Raw genomic sequence first — 17,062 nt, 5'->3', positions numbered from 1 at the left:
TATCGTATTTATTCAGCTACCTGGAGCGAGGAACTTAAAGGGTTCTGAAGGACTCAACTTAGATGCCACTTCCCCACCAGTATCCATTGGAGTATCTAATTTCATTGTCATTACTTTAGATCCCGGCTCAATAGCAACACTATCCATATCCAGCCAAATTACTGATGGACTAATAACAGAGTCGAAATAGTAGCGGCTACTTTTTTGATCAATAACCGACCGCCACAATGTTGAGGCTATATTGGGTTTATCGGGATCATCCATTCCCAGCGGCACGCTGACAGCACGAATTTGGGAGAATGCGGATGCTAATGCATCGCGATACTTTTTATATTCTGGTGATGTTTTTAAAGCATAACTCGCCCGTACAAACCTGTCCGCCGCACTAATTGTACCCGGTAGAAAGTTTTGGCCTCCAATTGAATTCCAATAGGAGTTGATTGCCAGCTGCTGATCATAAGGTGGTGAATTAGTCATTACCGTAAACTGCTTACCGTGATGGATCTTTAGCACACCGTCAAGATATTCAAAAATAGCGGAATCACCGCTGGGATCTGAAATTGCAATATGCGCACTTGCGGGTCTCCCATTGGGAAGATCTGCGCCAACCACGGTGTATGGATCACTCTTTAACCCCTTTACCGCAGCATTAACCGTTGCGTAGTTATCCAGGATGTATTGCAACCAGGCCCCAACAGAGATAGTCGGCTTACCCCTATCGGCAGCACTCCCATAATCTGCCTCAGCCAAGTATAAAAGGTTGCCTACGAGGCCCTTTTCATTGAGCCCATCAGTTGTAGCTGCATCGTAAATGCTGATAACAATTGAGCCAAACTTCGATGTCCAAGTAATAGATTTTGGGCCTAAGCCACCATTGCGCTCCATCCCCTGAGGGAAAACCCAAAATGCCATAGCTGCATCGGTATCACTCCAGTCCATGCTACGGGCAGTAATATAGGTCTTATCACCAGTTTCATAGAGTATTCGGGTACAAGCAATCGAAGACCTGGGCTCGAGTAGGCACAGCACTACAACAACAAAAACCATAACGGAGTTTATAGCTTTAGAAAAACATGAAATCCTTTTCACTTTGCCAACCATCCCTCAAAATCATTAATTAATATACTGATCGTTTACAGTCACTGTAATCGGCTATAAACAATAGAAAGTCCGGTTTCCATCATAGATGGCCAACAATGGTGAGACTGTCTTTCATTCCAATACTTGGCAACCTTGGCGTAAAGGCCCAGAAACTGACACCGCTTTCAACATGTACAGTTCAAATATCTTGTAACTTCAGTAAACTTTTACAGCTAATCAGCTTCACGCTAAAAGCATTCATTTTGGTATAGGCTACTCAAATAAAAACTATTTGAAAAACTGTACACCTATTAACCAAAAAGAAATAATCCCTCTTATCGAAGTAGCAATAAGGCCAATCACGGAGCCCCTAATGAACTCAATTGGCAGACTGGTAATCCTAGTCAACAACTATGAAGAAGCTATTGCCTTTTATCGTGACAAATTGGGGTTTGAAGTATTTATTGACTCTCAAGCAGCACCGCATCGATTTGTTCATATTCGACTTCCGGCACAAAAAGATATGGGTATATGGTTACTTCAGGCAACTTCTGAAAGCCAGCAAAAGAAAGTGGGAGCACAAACTACAGGGCAGCCTTGTGCCGTTATTTATACAGATAATTTTGACAGAGAATATAAAAAACTTGCAAAAAATGGCGTTCACTTCAGCAAGCCACCCACTTCTGAAGGGGGTGCAGAGTTTGCCCACTTTGAAGATCTCTACGGCAACGAATTTATTTTAGTTGAACTACAAAAAGAAACCGTAGAGTAAATTTTAACCTGTCGCTTCTGATTCCCCCATAGAGTGCGGTGTAAGCAACAACAGATCTTCACCTTCGCTAGTCTCCCCCCTTAACCGCGATGAAATAACTTCCGACAAGTAATTTAAGAAAAGAACCACGAAGCGGCTTTTCCCCTCCCAATCAATAAATCTTTTTCTTTTCTATATTTACATCTCGTTTTGTATCACATATAAATCGAGTAACATTCAGTTGACATGCACCTATATCCAATGTCCTTCGGTTAGTATAGAGCTGGCCATCGCACAAAATTTCAACACTGAGATACACCGCAGCTAGCTACTGGCTAGCGTACTTATATATGGAAATACTCACTTACTGAAACGATTTTCACACAGAAAAAACAAAGGCAGGAGCAAACCTTGGCAGAAGGTTATATCTCCAGAATAGAGCCAATTGGAATAACAATGAGAAGAAGCTTAATTATGCTGGTGCCCGGACTGACACGAGTCACCAGCACCGCCCAACTGTCAGAGTTCACCGAGGGAATGATCGCAGCCAGTGAGCGTATGCCTCTCACTCAGATTTCTGATCCTACCGTCCCCGCCGGCATCAACCGCCTGAGGGTCAACGATGAACAGGAGCTTGATCTGGTTGAAGCTTACTGGAACGACTTGGTTCCTAGTATTACCCAGCAGAGCCTGAAAGTCCGCTTAGCCCGAGGCTTCTCCCTAATCTGGTTCTGGCTGGCCAACCTCCATATTTGGAAAGGGGTGCTTAAACGAAAGTACCTGACATTTGGTTTAACGCTTTCAGCATTAGCCTTTATTGTTTGGTACATTGGTACCATCATTTTGTTTGTCGAAGCTGTTGAGCCCACCAGTGACAGCCCGTTTTATCCCGCAGTACAACAGCTCAAGCAAGGTGTTGAGTATATAGGGGGCTGGCGGATCTGGCTGATTGCTACTGCCGTTGTTGCTGTTATGCCGGTTGCCTTACTAGTAGATATTTCTGACTTTTGTAAGCGCTATCTCACCAATGAGCCGGCGGCCAAGGGCAAGCCTGCAGTCCGCTTTGAGATTATCCGACGGGTCAGAGAACAGCTCGAAAACAGTATTAAACTATACGACTACGATTCCGTAACTATTGTCGGACATAGTTTTGGCAGTGTTGTTACTGTAGACCTTTTTGCCGATCTTCCGCCCATCGGTAAACCAATCCGTATCCTAACAATGGGGTCCCTAATCGAAGTTCTGGGTAAGCAAGCTCCTTGGCTGCAGAATGAAGTAGAGCAACTGTCACAAAGAAAAGATCTAATCGAGTGGATTGATATCAAGTCTCACTCAGACTGGTTTGCCAGTGGTTCTGCGGTCCCAGCACGCCACCACTGTTATGAGAGAATTATTGGGTCTTACGGTACTTTTCCGGACAAACTGGCAGCTCGAGTTCACTCCCGATATTTCGATAATCAGGAGGCTGTTCGCTTACTGCTGACTTACTTTGAAAAGAAAAATGATCCCAGTATTTCGCCGACCTCGCATGAGATATTGGAACCGGTATAAATGGGTACCCAGGCGAGAAAATTGGAAAGAACTGTATATCTCTCAGCCATTCTTTAGGTGGCTGAAAAGAACCGAATTGAACTATTAAAATGAAAATTAAAGAGGGAGCGATCATGATAAGGCAGCCGAGAACAATCTTTGCAGTTTTAGCCTATCTTACCATTCTAGTTAGCGGATGCTCACAAATGGCGCCGCGCTATGATGCTGCGCTATACTCCGATTTAACCACTGTCAATGTAGAGATAATGGAATTTTTCTCTTCAGTTTCCAGTGGAACTAACAAAGATTCTTACTCAAAAAGAGATGAGAGATACCATGCATTGATCGGCAAAGTGGATGCGCTGGCAATGCAATCGAAAACCCGCCCCGCACCTGAAAGTAAACTACTCAAAAAGATTAACAACTACTTGGAAACCTCCGGCAGGAATATTAGCTTTGAGCGGGAACCCCCCAGTGTTGCTTCACTGGAGAAAATTTCAGAAAGTTTGAACATGATGCGCACGGTAGATGAAGATAAGGGCCTAAACGCAACCGCTGTTTCTCTATTCAAAAATGAAATTGTTATTTCCATGGACCAAGCACTCACTTATGAGTCTTTTCTGAATCGCTGAGGAAATTACTATGTCTATTGACGTTAACCAACTCGTTGCCGATATCAAAGGGGCAGCTTCTGCGGTAATCAACAGTGATATTTCTGAACTCAGGGGGTTTTCCGAGCGCCAGTTATCCGCAATGGCTCAGCAAACAAAAATGATTGTTAAAGCTATTGCATCTAATGAAATATCTGGCGATCTGCAAGATTACTTTCTCGACTCCCTTGAGGATATGGCCAAGAACTTCGCCAACACTTTACGTGGACTCCTGTTAGTCACCATTGAGAAAGTCTGGAATGCTGTTCTGGGAGTTCTCTGGGGAACAATTGAAGCGTGCACCGGCATTTCATTAAAAGCTGCCATTTAATTTTGCTTATGTAGGGCCGGAGTAACCCGGCCCAAAGCGCAAATGCTCTAATTTCCATAGCTCCATTCAATATTACTCCCCAGATCACCACCAGTTCTAAGTACATTATTCCACCAGTCACAAGTGACTCTTGTATCGAGCACCTCCAAAATACCGCTAATTCATCAACGGGTAAAAAGAGTTTAACCCCCCTGTAAAGAATTATTCATCAAGACGCGTCAATGTACGCGCGCAAATAACCCAAGCCGCTAACCAGGCTGGTTAAAACTTGCTGAATCACTACAAACTGGGGTATCCCGATGAATACTAAAAAGACCTACCTGGCAGCCGCCATTTCAGTGGCCACAATAATGACTGCCAGTCCCGTGACCGCTGAAGACCTCAGCAACGCACAAATTGAAGAAGTAATGGTTCTGGGCTCCGGTAGCACTTTTAACAGCAGCGAAGTATCTGAGGCAATGCGCAAGCAACAGTCCTCTATCACCAGCGTTAATGCATTGATCGATAACCTCCCCGGTGTCTCAGTCAATGAAGGAGATACTTACGGCTTTGACGACTGGTCAACCAATATCAGTATTCGCGGATTTACTAACAGCTTAGATGAACAGCAAATTGGCACCACCATCGATGGTATTCCCAATGGCGGTTCGAATTACGGTGGAGGCTCAAAAGCAAACCGCTTTGTTGATCCGGGTAATATCGGTTCAGTAGAAGTATCACAGGGTACTTCAGATATCGCTTCACGTTCCCACGAAGCCCTGGGAGGCACTATTGATTATCGCACTGATGATCCTTTGGACACACAGCGCAGTCGAATAGAACTGTCCACAGGCGAATTTGATGCACAGAGAGTATATTTTCGCTATGACACTGGTATTTTTGCCGGGAACAGCAAAGCCTGGATCTCATACTCTAACCAGGAAGCAACCGACTGGATTACTGAAACTGCTGAGAATGAACGAGAGCACATCGCGGCAAAACTAGTGACCAGCTTGGAAGCTGGTACCATCAAGGCCTACCTATCTTACGACGATATCCACGAAGATAATTATCAACGAGTCTATTCGGACGCCCAATTTGAAGAGTACCCTGAAAACGATTTCCTTACCGGCAACTGGTCCGGTATTCCCTATATCGATCAACTCCATCGCCGTGGCTGGTCTACCTTGCGCGAGAACCTGCTGGCCTACACCCAGTTCGATTTTGACCTGACAGACTCATTCAATCTACAGGCCGGACTCTACTACCACAGCAACGAAGGCCGTGGGGACTGGGTGCCCCCTTACCTGGTTGATATTACAGATGACAGTGAACAAGGCGAGTCCGAGTTCCTCGGCGGCTCAACTGCCTATGGCGGTAGCCAGTCGGGCATCATTTATTTTGTTGATGCCAATGGCAACGCCCTTACTTACGATGAAACATGTACAGCGTCAGTCACCAATATCTATGGCGATTCAGGACCGGCCTACAATCCAGATTGCTATGCAGAGGGCGCCATACCCACGATGTCTTATCGGCACACTCATTATGAGAAAGAGCGTACCGGACTGACTCTAGACTTTACATACGCTACCACCATCGCCGGGTTAGACAATGAGCTACGAGGCGGCCTCTGGTATGAAGACTCCACCCGTGACGAACACCGCGATTGGCACAAAATCACTGATGCGACTCAAGGTGCCAGTTTCAATTCAACACCCTATTGGGTGCAATACGACCGCAGTTACCCCTCAACCAGCACAAAGTGGTATTTACAGAACTCCCTGACCATCGACACTCTCACTTTGACACTGGGCGCCAAGCAGTTCTTTGTCGATGTTGAAAGGGAAGATCTGTTTCAGGAGTCTTCCGATGCAAGTGTTGATTCTGACTCAGACATCCTGCTCTCCGCCGGTTTGATTTGGGAAACACCCCTGGAAGGTGCAGAGCTGTTCGCAGGCTACGCTGAAAACTTTAAGGCGATTGGAGACAGCGTATTAGAGCGGCCCGATTCAGATCTCGACAATATCGAACCCGAAACCTCAGAGACCACAGAGCTCGGGCTTCGCTATACCGCCGATAATTTCTCGGCAACTGCCACCTACTTTCAAAATGATTTTGAAAACCGGATCATTTTCTTGGATAACAATACTTCCGCGGGTAATAACTATTTGATTGGTACCAATGGGACTTATTTTAATGCCGGTGGAATCGAATCTGATGGTCTGGAACTTTTCCTGGACTACGATCTATCAGAAACTCTAAATCTCTATACATCCTATACCCTGCTGGACACTACCTACATTGGCTCAGGAAATTCAGCGGTAGATGAAACTCAAGGAATAACGCCAGGGAATGATGTGGTCGGAATAGCTGATCAACTCTATGTGATTGGCCTGGATTGGAATTCTGAAATATTTTACGGCGGCATCTCCAGTAAGTTTACTGGAGATCGCTTTGTCGACTTAGACAATAGCTGGACAGCCGACTCCTATATAGTTGTCGATGCCTACCTGGGCATGAATCTGGAAGAATTTAGCCCGGTACTACGGGGAGCCAACCTGAATTTAGTGATAAATAATTTACTGGATGAGGATTACTTAGGAACTGTCGTCTCTGGCGGTGCTTGGATTGGTGCTCCACGGACAGCCTCACTCTCTGCAACTATTGATTTCTAAGATTTTTTTGGCAGCCACACAATCGGCTGGAAATGCTAGCCGATTGTGCGTATGTTTAGTCAAGCAGTAGATTCAAAAACAAAGTGCAATAAATAATAAATATAGTCGAAAAATAATTTTGATTATTTGTGACAAATATAAATAACCCAAAAATATGCAAAGAGCTCTTTCAATGAACAGATTGACTACAGCAATCCTGGCCCTGTTTCTTTCTACTCAATCCCTTGCCGCAGACAACCTCGTATTAGTTACTATCGACGGTTTGCGCTGGCAGGAAGTGTTCTCAGGTTATGACCCTGAACTTCTCAACCACACAGAGTTCACTGAAAATAAACAAAACCTTATCAATCACTTTCACGGCGATTTACTCACCGAAAAACGTCAAAAATTATTACCTTTTATCTGGCAAACAGTGGCTAAAGAAGGGGTTTTAATTGGCAATCGCGACAAGGGGTCTAAAGCACAAGTTACCAATAGTTGGTGGTTTTCATATCCCGGTTACAATGAGATTTTAACCGGCTCCGCCGACCCCAAAATCAATAGTAACGATCCAACTCCCAATGCCAATACTACCTTTCTCGAGTGGCTAAACAGCAAATCTGAGTACAAAGGCCAAATCGCTGCATTCGGTAGCTGGGGAGTGTTCTCCTCGATACTTAATCGCGATCGCAGTGGTATTTACATTAACGCCGGCCTGGAAGCAGCAGATTGGCCAAAGTTGAGCCAAAGAGCAGAGTTTCTCAACGATTTGCAGGGGCAACTGCCGGTTTTCTGGGAAAACGTGCGGCCCGATGCATTTACCTATGGATTTGCAAAAGAGTACTTAATTAGCAAAAAGCCCAAGGTAATGTACATTGCCCTCGGTGAAACCGACGATTTTGCCCACGATGAGGAATATCACCAGTATCTCCACTCCGCACACCGGAGCGACATGATACTCGCCAAACTCTGGCAGACAATTCAATCTCTTGATCAATACCGAGACAATACCAACCTACTCATTACCGTTGACCACGGGCGCGGCAACACCGCTGAATCCTGGCCCCACCACGCCAGTGGCCCAGCCCTGACCCAATACTTCGGTAAAGAAGACCACCCCCACAAAGCGGGAATACCTGGCTCCAATGAGATCTGGATTGCCGCGCTGGGCCCAGACATTAAGGCCTTGGGAGAAGTATCCAGGGGAGAAGCCGTTTTTCAGGATCAGATAGCCGCAACCGCACTACAACTGCTTGGCCATAAGTCAGAAGAGTTCTCGCAGGATAGTGGCAAAGCAATAGACAGTATTCTCAAATAAACCTTTGTTCAGCCAGGCCTGACAAGTTCGGCTGAGCAAATTTTCACCGCCTTGGACCAGTAATATTCTGAAGCTTGATAACAGCTTAAAGAACCCATCAATTTTGTGTTAACAGGCTCTAGCTGCCCCGCGCCGGTTTCCGCATAATGCAGGCCGCACTCGCAACTGAAAACAGATGGCCTGATGTATGTGGTTTAAGAACCTCCGTATTTATCGTTTGACGAAAGAATTTTCCCTGGATGCTGAAAAATTGAACGAATTGCTGGAGCCCCATGCATTTGTTCCCTGTGGCAGTCAGGACAGCACTCGCTATGGGTGGGTGCCTCCACTAGGGCGCCACGGCAGCCAGTTGGTGCACGCAACTAATGGCTACCTGATGGTCTGTGTTAAGAAGCAAGAAAAAGTGATTCCCGCTGCGGTAGTCAATGAGAAAGTTGAAGAGCTGGCACAAGCTATTTCTGAAAAAGAAGCCAGGCAGGTAGGTCGCAAGGAGCGGCAAAACCTTAAAGACGAGATTCTCCTTGAAATGCGTCCCAAGGCATTCGCTCGGTCCCGTCTGCAATATGCCTACATTGCACCTCAGGATGGATGGGTAGTGGTTGACGCCTCTTCTGCCTCCGCCGCCGAGGAACTGCTGGAGAACCTCCGCGAGGCTATCAGTAGCCTTGCCGTGGTACCACTCTCCGCTAAGAACCTGCCACAGCAAACGATGACCCATTGGCTCAGTGCCCCTGAAGCACCGCTTCAATTCGATTTTGGCCACGAATGCGAGTTGCGCGATCCCAAAGACAGCGGCAGTGTTATCCGCTGTAAAAACCAGGACCTTTGTGCCGAGGAAATTCACAATCACTTGGTGGCCGGACTACAAGTGCACAAACTGGGGCTGACCTGGCGTGGGGGCGTTGAATTCCTGGTAGATGATCAGCTGTCCCTAAAGCGTATCAAGTTCAGTGACGAGCTTCTGGAGAAAGCCGATAGCGCCGATGCAGAAAGTGCAGCCCAGCGATTTGATGCAGATTTTGCGGTGATGACTCTGGAGATCTCAGCCCTGACCAAAGACTTGCTCTCCGCCTTCGGTGGCGTCAACACCGAGTCGGCTAGCGTTGAGGAACTGGTGGCCAAAGCCAGCCGCCAAGAGGCGGAGGCCCTGGCCAAAGAGGTAGAAGAGGTCGTTCTTTAGGGAGCTCAGATAGTGATACGTACCTGAAAAGCACGTATCACCTCCCCCCTACCCCATTAATCAGATCTCAACCATTGGGCGGCCAGGTTCGGTCCACTGAACGTGGTACTTGCGCTGCTCAGGCTGGTCCACACGCGCAAAGGTATGGGCTCCAAAGAAATCACGCTGTCCTTGTAGCAGGTTCGCCGGCAGCGACTCGGTGCGGAAGGCATCGTAGTAATTGAGCGCCGATGACAGAGCCGGTACCGGAATACCATTCAGAGTGGCGCTCGCCACCGCTTGGCGCCAGTTGGCCTGGTGATCGGCAATCTGCTGAGTGAAGAAATCATCCAGTAGCAAGTTGGAAAGCTTGGAATCTCGATCGTAAGCATCGCTGATAGATTGCAGGAACACTGCTCGAATGATGCAACCTGCACGCCAAATTCTGGCAATTTCAGAGAAGTTCAACTGCCATCCCTGCTCCCGCGCAGCCAGCTTCATCAAATCGAAGCCCTGAGCGTAAACACAGATCTTTGCGCAGTAGAGAGCGTCGTGCAGCTGTGCAATCACTTCTTCCCGTTGCTCTGGAGCCACTGGTGTCAACTCAGGCCCTTGCAGTTTCTTCGCTGCGCGGGTACGCAATACCTTCCGGGTAGATAATGAACGGGCGTAAACCGCTTCGGCAATACTCGGGGCCGGACAGCCCACTTCCAGGCTGCTCATGGCTGTCCAGAGACCAGTGCCTTTTTGCCCTGCTCGGTCGAGGATAACGTCTACCAGCGGTTGTTCTGTCACGGAGTCCAAGGTAGAGAGCACTTCCGCACTGATATTGATCAGATAGCTGTTCAGCGGGCCTCGGTTCCACTCGCGGAATACTTCTGCAATTTCCTCTGGGGCCATACCCAGCGCCGTGCGCATCACATGGTAGGCCTCACAGATCATCTGCATATCGGCATATTCAATACCGTTATGCACCATCTTCACATAGTGGCCTGAGCCTATCGGGCCGATATAAGCCGCACAGGGCTCACCTTCGCGAACCGGGTTGCCAGGCTCAAAGCGCTCAATCGGCTGGCCGCTGGCTTTATCCACTTTGGCGGCAATAGCATGCCAAACTGGCTCAATACGACTCCAGGCATAACGGTCGCCGCTGGGCATGAGGGATGGCCCAAAACGAGCACCCACTTCGCCACCGGATACTGCGGTGGTGAAGAAAATCAATTTGCCTTCATACCGTTTAGCCCGCTCTACAGAGTCGGTCCACAGGCTGTTACCAGTATCAACAACGATGTCGTCAGCCTTCAAGCCCGCATCGAGCAGCTTGCTGCATACGTCATCAACGGGGGCTCCAGCCGGAACCGAGAGAATAATCAAGTGCGGGGCTTTAACCTTCGCCAACAGCTCTGTGTAAGAGTTGCAGGCTTCAACACGCGCAGGCAGGTCTCCACGCTCTTTCTTGTCCTGCTCCAGCAGCGCATTCAGCCGGTTGTGATCCAAATCAAAGGCACAGACCCTATAGCCATTGTCGGCCAGGTTCAGGATCAGGTTCTTACCCATCACACCGGCGCCGATAAAGCCAATATCGCACTGTGAATCAGACATCAAGTTCTCCATATAAAGACAGGGGGCTTTCAAGGGCGCGGAGTATAGCAATATGAATCTGGAGCAGGGAGAGCAAAAACCAAACAAAATTGCCCAGAGCCTCGTAAATACAGCCTACAAGCGACAGAAATCGGCAAAAGCTTGGCTCTTCCCTCATACACTCCTCAATACACCTTGAAACAGGGATGCTTTTGCCTTTTAGTGCCAGGCAGCGATTCAATTGGGTCTATCTAAGATTCCGAGAGCAACTTTTGACGCTTGATGAACTATAGCGGGCGTTTTAACAACCTGAGAAGCAGGGAATAAGGCTTAATGTACTTCCTCATTCCGGCAATTAGTCCCCTAAAGATTGTAAAGATGGCAGGGTATAAGTATCTGCACCCAAATCTCATTCGAAGCTACTACATCAGTGAGGTTGTTAGATCCACCGCTAACGTTAATCTTCCATATAGCCACACCTTAATTTACTTAGCGATAAAAAAGCGCTTATTATCATCGACACCGCAAATATCCATAGTGATCCTAATTTACAAGTGAACTCGCAGGCTGTACCAGCCAGAAGTGAAACAGCAGGTCGGTGTTTATTTGGATCTATTCTAGACCTCTTTCGAAATATTCCTATTACAAGAAATACATACTAAACCAATCAGAAACTCCCACCGATAATTCTACAATACACTAAGACGGCCACCTTATATTTAAATTTTCAATATTGATTAATTAAATTTTAAATCACTTACATTATGAGATACCCCACCAGCCTAAACAGCAATAAAATACCAATATCAACTCTTACTTTCCTACAACTACACAACCTTAAATTACAGAGCTTTACAATAGACATTTTTTAATAACCCACCAAAAGCATAAAATATTTTCTTATATGCGCACTTAAACCTAACAACAATTAAATCCCGAGAAAATAAAAACAATTAACCACTTAAATCTAGAAAAAATTACGACTGAAAATTAAATTCACGTCTATTTAGACAGGACACCCCCCCAACAAATGCCTCAATTCGTCTTTACTGGTGGGAGGTATTGGGATTTGTCCCAAGCTTATTATTGAATACAACCAAATTTCATTACCCCCAGCGATGATGATCACTTATAAAAATGACGCATATAAAGTGAAGTACAAGCGATGCGTCTAAATCAATAATTAACAGAGACATAAGGAATATTATTACCATGAAAAACATCCTTACTGCAGCTTCTTTCTGCATGGCATCTTTTGGGATAATCGGGCTAGCAAATGCGGAAACCTGGTCGCCCTCAGGCGCTATAGGCCTCGCAAATGTAGGTACTTTCACCGTTCAAAAAGGCATTTCGCTCAACTGCTCACTATCTGGCAGTGTGAGTTCAACTGGAGCCAGCGCTGAGGTAGGCAGCATGGCATTATCAGGGGGGTTCCTAAATATGTGCAATAGAGTGGTATTTAATAACTTACCCTATGACCTCGTCGGAAATGCTAACAATACTGTAACCATACAAAATGTATCTGTGAAAGCGGTAACAGGTGAATGTGCTGGAAATCTTACTGGATCATTTAACCAGTCAAATGGAAGAATTACTTTTTCCAATGCTCAAATCCCTAGTGTGGGATCCGGTAGCGCATGCGTAATCAACGGTGTAATATCAACAAACCCTCAATCTTCCTACACTGTCCCCTAAGCCACACCTAACCTCCAAATACCACTAGTAAAACTAGTGGTATTTGGGATCGTCCTAAGGTAGAAATTTATATTTTTATCTTCGACTTAAAGATATTTACCTTTACTAACATAACAACAAGATAACAAATCCAACATTATACAGAGGTACCTACAACCTCACCCGAACAATAAAAATACATGGGAGAAAGCTAATACGGGGCGTTATAGGAATAACAGTAGGCTGGCAAAAATTTCCCCACACCAACCTACCGCTACCTCTCACCATCCAAATCATAAAGAATGTAGCAACTCACCACGTAAAAATCAGAACCCTTTACTAATATTAAAGCCGACGATCCGTGGTTCTAAAGTAAAGACATTAGTTGTAAGACCCGAATCATCACTATTGGTAAACATATCCGTGATAGGCGCATCATCAAATATATTCTTTACATAAAGCTGCATATATAGATCGGAATTCGGATTACTTAAGCTGACAGAAGCATTGAGATTACCCCAAGCCTTCAAACGGTCATATTCAGTATTATAAACCCGAGCATAAGTCTCTGATTGACGATAGTAATCTGCGCGCAGAGTTAAATCCCAATTCTCAATAGGTATCGTATGCTCAACACCGAAATTAAAAGTAAAGCGTGGCGCATTGGGTAGCTCATTGCCACTTAAGTCAGCAGCAAAACCCCGACCTCCATTTGGAGCATCAGTTAGAGGATTATAAGGGTCGACCCCGTAAGCCAAATCATGTCTCAACCAGTCTTCGACCTCAATCTCGGGTGAAAATGAACCATACCGCGCGGAGCCAGAACAGAGTGACCAGATAGCAAATATGTTAGGTGCACTCATAACTGTTTCTACTAAATCTACAGGAGCAATACAATTAGATGGGACTTGAATACTGGGGCGTACCAGTACCCAATCTTCATTGCCCTGTGTACGATCCATTACATCAATAGACTCCTCTCCATCGGCAATTCGGGTTTTAAGATATCCTAAATTCATATCTACCCGAGTTGCTTCTGTAAGCTGCCAGGCTAGCTCCAGCTCAACTCCCATCGTCTCTGCGTCAAAGTTTTCATTGAGAGAAATTCTGTCAACAATTTGAGAGACCTGGTAGTCGGTATAGTCGTAGTAAAAGGCATTAGCATTTAACGATAAACTGCCATCGAATAGAATGTTCTTACTACCAAATTCAATCGCATTTACAAACTCAGGCTCAAATGAATCCTCTAATGGCTGAAATTGAACTATTTCTGGATCAACCTCAGCTCGAGGAGGGTTAGTACCACCTCCCTTGTATCCATGGGCAAAAGATACATAGAGCATTGTTTCGTCCGTAAAAGGCGTTTCCGTACGCCAATCCAGAACTGCACGTCCAGTGTATTCACTCCAGTTTTGCGTGACTTGCTCACCCTCTGGATAACCACGATGTACAAGTCCTCCAGAGAGATTACCAGAGGAAACTTCGCCAGTTTCTGGATCATAATAAGTCCCCAGTAGTAACTGACTGGGAACTGGCGTAGAGCGTTTTCGATCATCAGTATAGCGAAGACCGGTAGTGAGTTTTACGTCCTCATTAATTTGCCAATATGCTTCACCAAACAATGCCCAGGAACTAACTTCTACTAAATTTCGGCTCAGAAAATAGTTGTGCCCTTCCTCATCAATATTCTCTATTGAGTTAGGATCAACATACATACAATCCGAACCAATATTTTCTTCCGGATCAGTACAGTTTTGTGAATATAAGAGGAAGTTTTCATCGTACCCAGAATTGTATAGATACTCTGCTAACATACTGAATATGTTATTAAATACAAAATAGTCATCCTGGGTTTTGAAATCCAAATAGTTTGTGCCTACCGAGAAATTCCAAGGACCGTCAAAGGATGTCTGCAACCGGAATTCCTGGCTCCACTGCTTGTTATCCGATCGACTAATATCAACCGCTAACAATCCTTCTGCCGGCCCCAATTGTGGGTCGGTATAAATTCCTCCAGGAGTGGGCTCTAGGTCGCCACCATCATTAAAGATGGGATCTGATACATAACGGTTATAATCTTGGGAGGAGTAGTAATCATCCTTCGCATAGGTTGACTGAGAGTAAAATGTGAGGGAATCCGACAGGCCCCATTCAAAATTCAGTTGCACCAGGTCATTCTCGGCACGAAATACCGGGTCATAACTAGTCTCAATCTTGCGAAGATCTCGAGACTGAGTCGTACCTGCATAAGGATCAGTATACCAATCAATGACCTGGCCATAGCTCGTGAAAATTAACCCTGTGGCCAAAATACTTGCAAAACCTTGAGCATTGGGTGCACTGTAAGCCTCCTCACTATAAATCGAACTCGGCAAACAACCCTGACTAAAAAACACAGGCGTAAAGCCTGTTAGTTCAGTGTCACCAATATGTGTTCGGCCTGGATCTTTAGTACAAAGCTGCTTGCCCGTACGCGAGCGCTTATCATCCTCCTCAAAGTGCTGCCAAATTAGATTGGCACTAAAAGATTCACTAGGCTCCCACTCAAATATTGCACGAGTAGAATACAAATCACGGTCATTAACATCATTGCCGGTATAAGTGTTGTAATCAAAGCCATCGCGTTTGGTCATAGCTCCGGATAAGCGCAGCGCCATAGTTTCACCAAGAGGCATATTAAACATACCGCTGGCGCGTTTGGAGTCATAACTGCCTACCTCTGCCTTAATCTCAGAGGAAAACTCGTCCTCAGGCATAATTGGCAACATGTTAACCACACCCGCAGTAGCATTACGACCATAAAGCGTCCCCTGTGGGCCGCGCAACACTTCTACACGCTGGACGTCAAAAAACTCTTGCTCAAATAATCGATTACGAATTAAAGGCGTATTATTAAAGCTCACCGCAACTGCCGGGTCAGAAGCAGCAGAAACCGCCTTAGTGCCTATACCGCGAATAGAGAAGTTGTAGGTACTGAAGTTGGACTTGGAAAAATTAGCATTGGGGACGGCACGAAGCAGCTCTTCTCCACGCTCAATTTTAAGATCATCCATATTGTCGCCACTGAGTGCAGATACTGCAATTGGTACATCCTGAATACTCTCTTCAATTTTCTGCGCGGTAACCGTAACTTCCTCAATTGCCTGGCCGGGACGTTTAGTTTCTTCATTCTCCTGGGCAATGGAAATGGTAGGAGCAACTGCAATTGCCAGAGAGGCAAGAATAGTACTGTACCAAGGAGTAATTTGGTATGAATGTCCAGATTGATAAATCGCTTGTGCAATCAATGTTTTCTTTTTGACAGGTTTCATCATCACACTACGTCTCTCTTTATTGTCGGTATTATTGGGTTATTGACCTGATATAAACCTTTTTCAGGTACAACAAAACCTAAGACGCACAAATGATAAAGAAGGGGGGATAAAAAAATAAAATTTATATTTCTTAAACTGTAGCAGAATTTCAGACCAAAAAATCGCTAGACTACAACGGCATCCTCTATAAGAATACGCAAATGATATAGCGGTTTATCACTAATTATTCCAAGAAGTCTCATTACCCAACTCTATACCCCATACAGAATCACCTGCTAACCGGCACAACCTCAGAATAATATTCAATGGAGATCAGTACCCTCATGGTATTTCTTCCACCACTTGCCTAACCTTGACCAATGCGCGCTGTATTAGCTCTTTAACCGACTCCTTAGAAATCCCCATCTGTTCAGCAATTGCCTGGTAAGTCATCCCCTCAAATCGGTGAAAACGAAAAGCTGCGCCAGCCCTTGGCGGCAACCCCAAAATGGCTTCGAGTACACGAGCATAGGCCTGTATTCCCATTACCGTACGTTCAGGACTGATCATATAAGGAATATCCACCTTGTAATCAATTGAATCATGAAGACCACCGCACCGCGACTTCTGATGCCTGCCATGACTAATTAGAAGATTTTTTGCCATAGCATAAATATATATTCTTGGATTTTCGATTTCCCCCCCATACTTTTTGATTCGAACATATAACTGAATAAAAACCTCTTGTACCAAATCATCAACATCGGACAGGTTAACCCTGGATGAAAAGTAACGCTTCAAATCTAATCCATATTCCCCTACCCAGTGAGCCACATCATCCTGATAAGAATTTTCCATTTTCTAGTAAACCGCCTCATCTGATCGACTAGTTTTTTCGAGCTTCTGGAAAATTTTGCAATATCATCTTGCAATCTACAGAGATTCACCAGGGGCCACTAAGAAAACAAGCAGTCGACCAATTTTGCTTTTGATCAAATTATTTTTGTTGTACAAGCATAACCTTCTTTTTAAATCGCACACTAATCTAAGACTTTAGTT

12 protein-coding genes are annotated in these 17,062 nt (G+C 45.4%); 8 read left to right on the top strand and 4 right to left on the bottom strand.

Annotated features, from left to right (window positions below; translation table 11 throughout):
• Positions 1 to 12: 12 nt before the first annotated feature.
• Positions 13 to 1,089 (bottom strand): bile salt hydrolase, encoded by a 1,077-nt coding sequence (locus tag ACJJIE_RS01285; protein WP_444893264.1) that lies wholly within the window; start codon positions 1,087 to 1,089, stop codon positions 13 to 15.
• A 364-nt stretch (positions 1,090 to 1,453) separates the two neighbouring features.
• Between ACJJIE_RS01285 and ACJJIE_RS01280 the strand changes: the two genes are divergently transcribed.
• From ACJJIE_RS01280 to rdgC, 7 genes are all read left to right on the top strand, one after another.
• Positions 1,454 to 1,852, top strand: a complete 399-nt coding sequence (locus ACJJIE_RS01280; RefSeq protein WP_282932009.1) for a VOC family protein — start codon at positions 1,454 to 1,456, stop codon at positions 1,850 to 1,852.
• A 435-nt stretch (positions 1,853 to 2,287) separates the two neighbouring features.
• On the top strand, positions 2,288 to 3,382 hold the full coding sequence (locus ACJJIE_RS01275) for an alpha/beta hydrolase family protein (RefSeq protein WP_282932008.1): 1,095 nt from the start codon (positions 2,288 to 2,290) through the stop codon (positions 3,380 to 3,382).
• 89 nt (positions 3,383 to 3,471) lie between these two features.
• Positions 3,472 to 3,993 carry a hypothetical protein gene (locus ACJJIE_RS01270; RefSeq protein WP_444893263.1) on the top strand — a complete coding sequence of 174 codons (522 nt, stop codon included), beginning with the start codon at positions 3,472 to 3,474 and terminating at the stop codon, positions 3,991 to 3,993.
• 10 nt (positions 3,994 to 4,003) lie between these two features.
• Positions 4,004 to 4,342, top strand: coding sequence for a hypothetical protein (locus ACJJIE_RS01265; RefSeq protein ID WP_282932006.1), 339 nt, complete (start codon positions 4,004 to 4,006; stop codon positions 4,340 to 4,342).
• A gap of 299 nt (positions 4,343 to 4,641) precedes the next feature.
• The gene (locus ACJJIE_RS01260) at positions 4,642 to 6,999 is read left to right on the top strand and encodes a TonB-dependent receptor domain-containing protein (RefSeq protein ID WP_444893262.1); all 2,358 of its coding nucleotides are present in this window, start codon (positions 4,642 to 4,644) and stop codon (positions 6,997 to 6,999) included.
• Between the two features lie 172 nt (positions 7,000 to 7,171).
• Positions 7,172 to 8,296 (top strand): alkaline phosphatase family protein, encoded by a 1,125-nt coding sequence (locus tag ACJJIE_RS01255; protein ID WP_444893261.1) that lies wholly within the window; start codon positions 7,172 to 7,174, stop codon positions 8,294 to 8,296.
• A 187-nt stretch (positions 8,297 to 8,483) separates the two neighbouring features.
• Positions 8,484 to 9,476: a recombination-associated protein RdgC gene (gene rdgC, locus ACJJIE_RS01250; protein ID WP_444893260.1), complete on the top strand. Its 993-nt coding sequence runs from the start codon at positions 8,484 to 8,486 to the stop codon at positions 9,474 to 9,476.
• 60 nt (positions 9,477 to 9,536) lie between these two features.
• On the opposite strand, the gene gnd is transcribed toward rdgC, so the two are convergent.
• Positions 9,537 to 11,057, bottom strand: a complete 1,521-nt coding sequence (gene gnd / locus ACJJIE_RS01245; protein ID WP_282932002.1) for an NADP-dependent phosphogluconate dehydrogenase — start codon at positions 11,055 to 11,057, stop codon at positions 9,537 to 9,539.
• Between the two features lie 1,191 nt (positions 11,058 to 12,248).
• Here gnd and ACJJIE_RS01240 point away from each other — a divergent pair.
• On the top strand, positions 12,249 to 12,731 hold the full coding sequence (locus tag ACJJIE_RS01240) for a PraA/PraB family alkane oxidation protein activator (protein WP_444893259.1): 483 nt from the start codon (positions 12,249 to 12,251) through the stop codon (positions 12,729 to 12,731).
• 305 nt (positions 12,732 to 13,036) lie between these two features.
• On the opposite strand, the gene ACJJIE_RS01235 is transcribed toward ACJJIE_RS01240, so the two are convergent.
• Positions 13,037 to 16,024: a TonB-dependent receptor gene (locus ACJJIE_RS01235; protein ID WP_282932001.1), complete on the bottom strand. Its 2,988-nt coding sequence runs from the start codon at positions 16,022 to 16,024 to the stop codon at positions 13,037 to 13,039.
• Between the two features lie 321 nt (positions 16,025 to 16,345).
• Positions 16,346 to 16,861 (bottom strand): RNA polymerase sigma factor, encoded by a 516-nt coding sequence (locus tag ACJJIE_RS01230; RefSeq protein ID WP_444893258.1) that lies wholly within the window; start codon positions 16,859 to 16,861, stop codon positions 16,346 to 16,348.
• Positions 16,862 to 17,062 lie beyond the last annotated feature (201 nt).

The organism is Microbulbifer maximicatervae (SeqCode), assembly GCF_052467325.1.
This window is presented reverse-complemented; position numbering and strand designations above follow the sequence as displayed.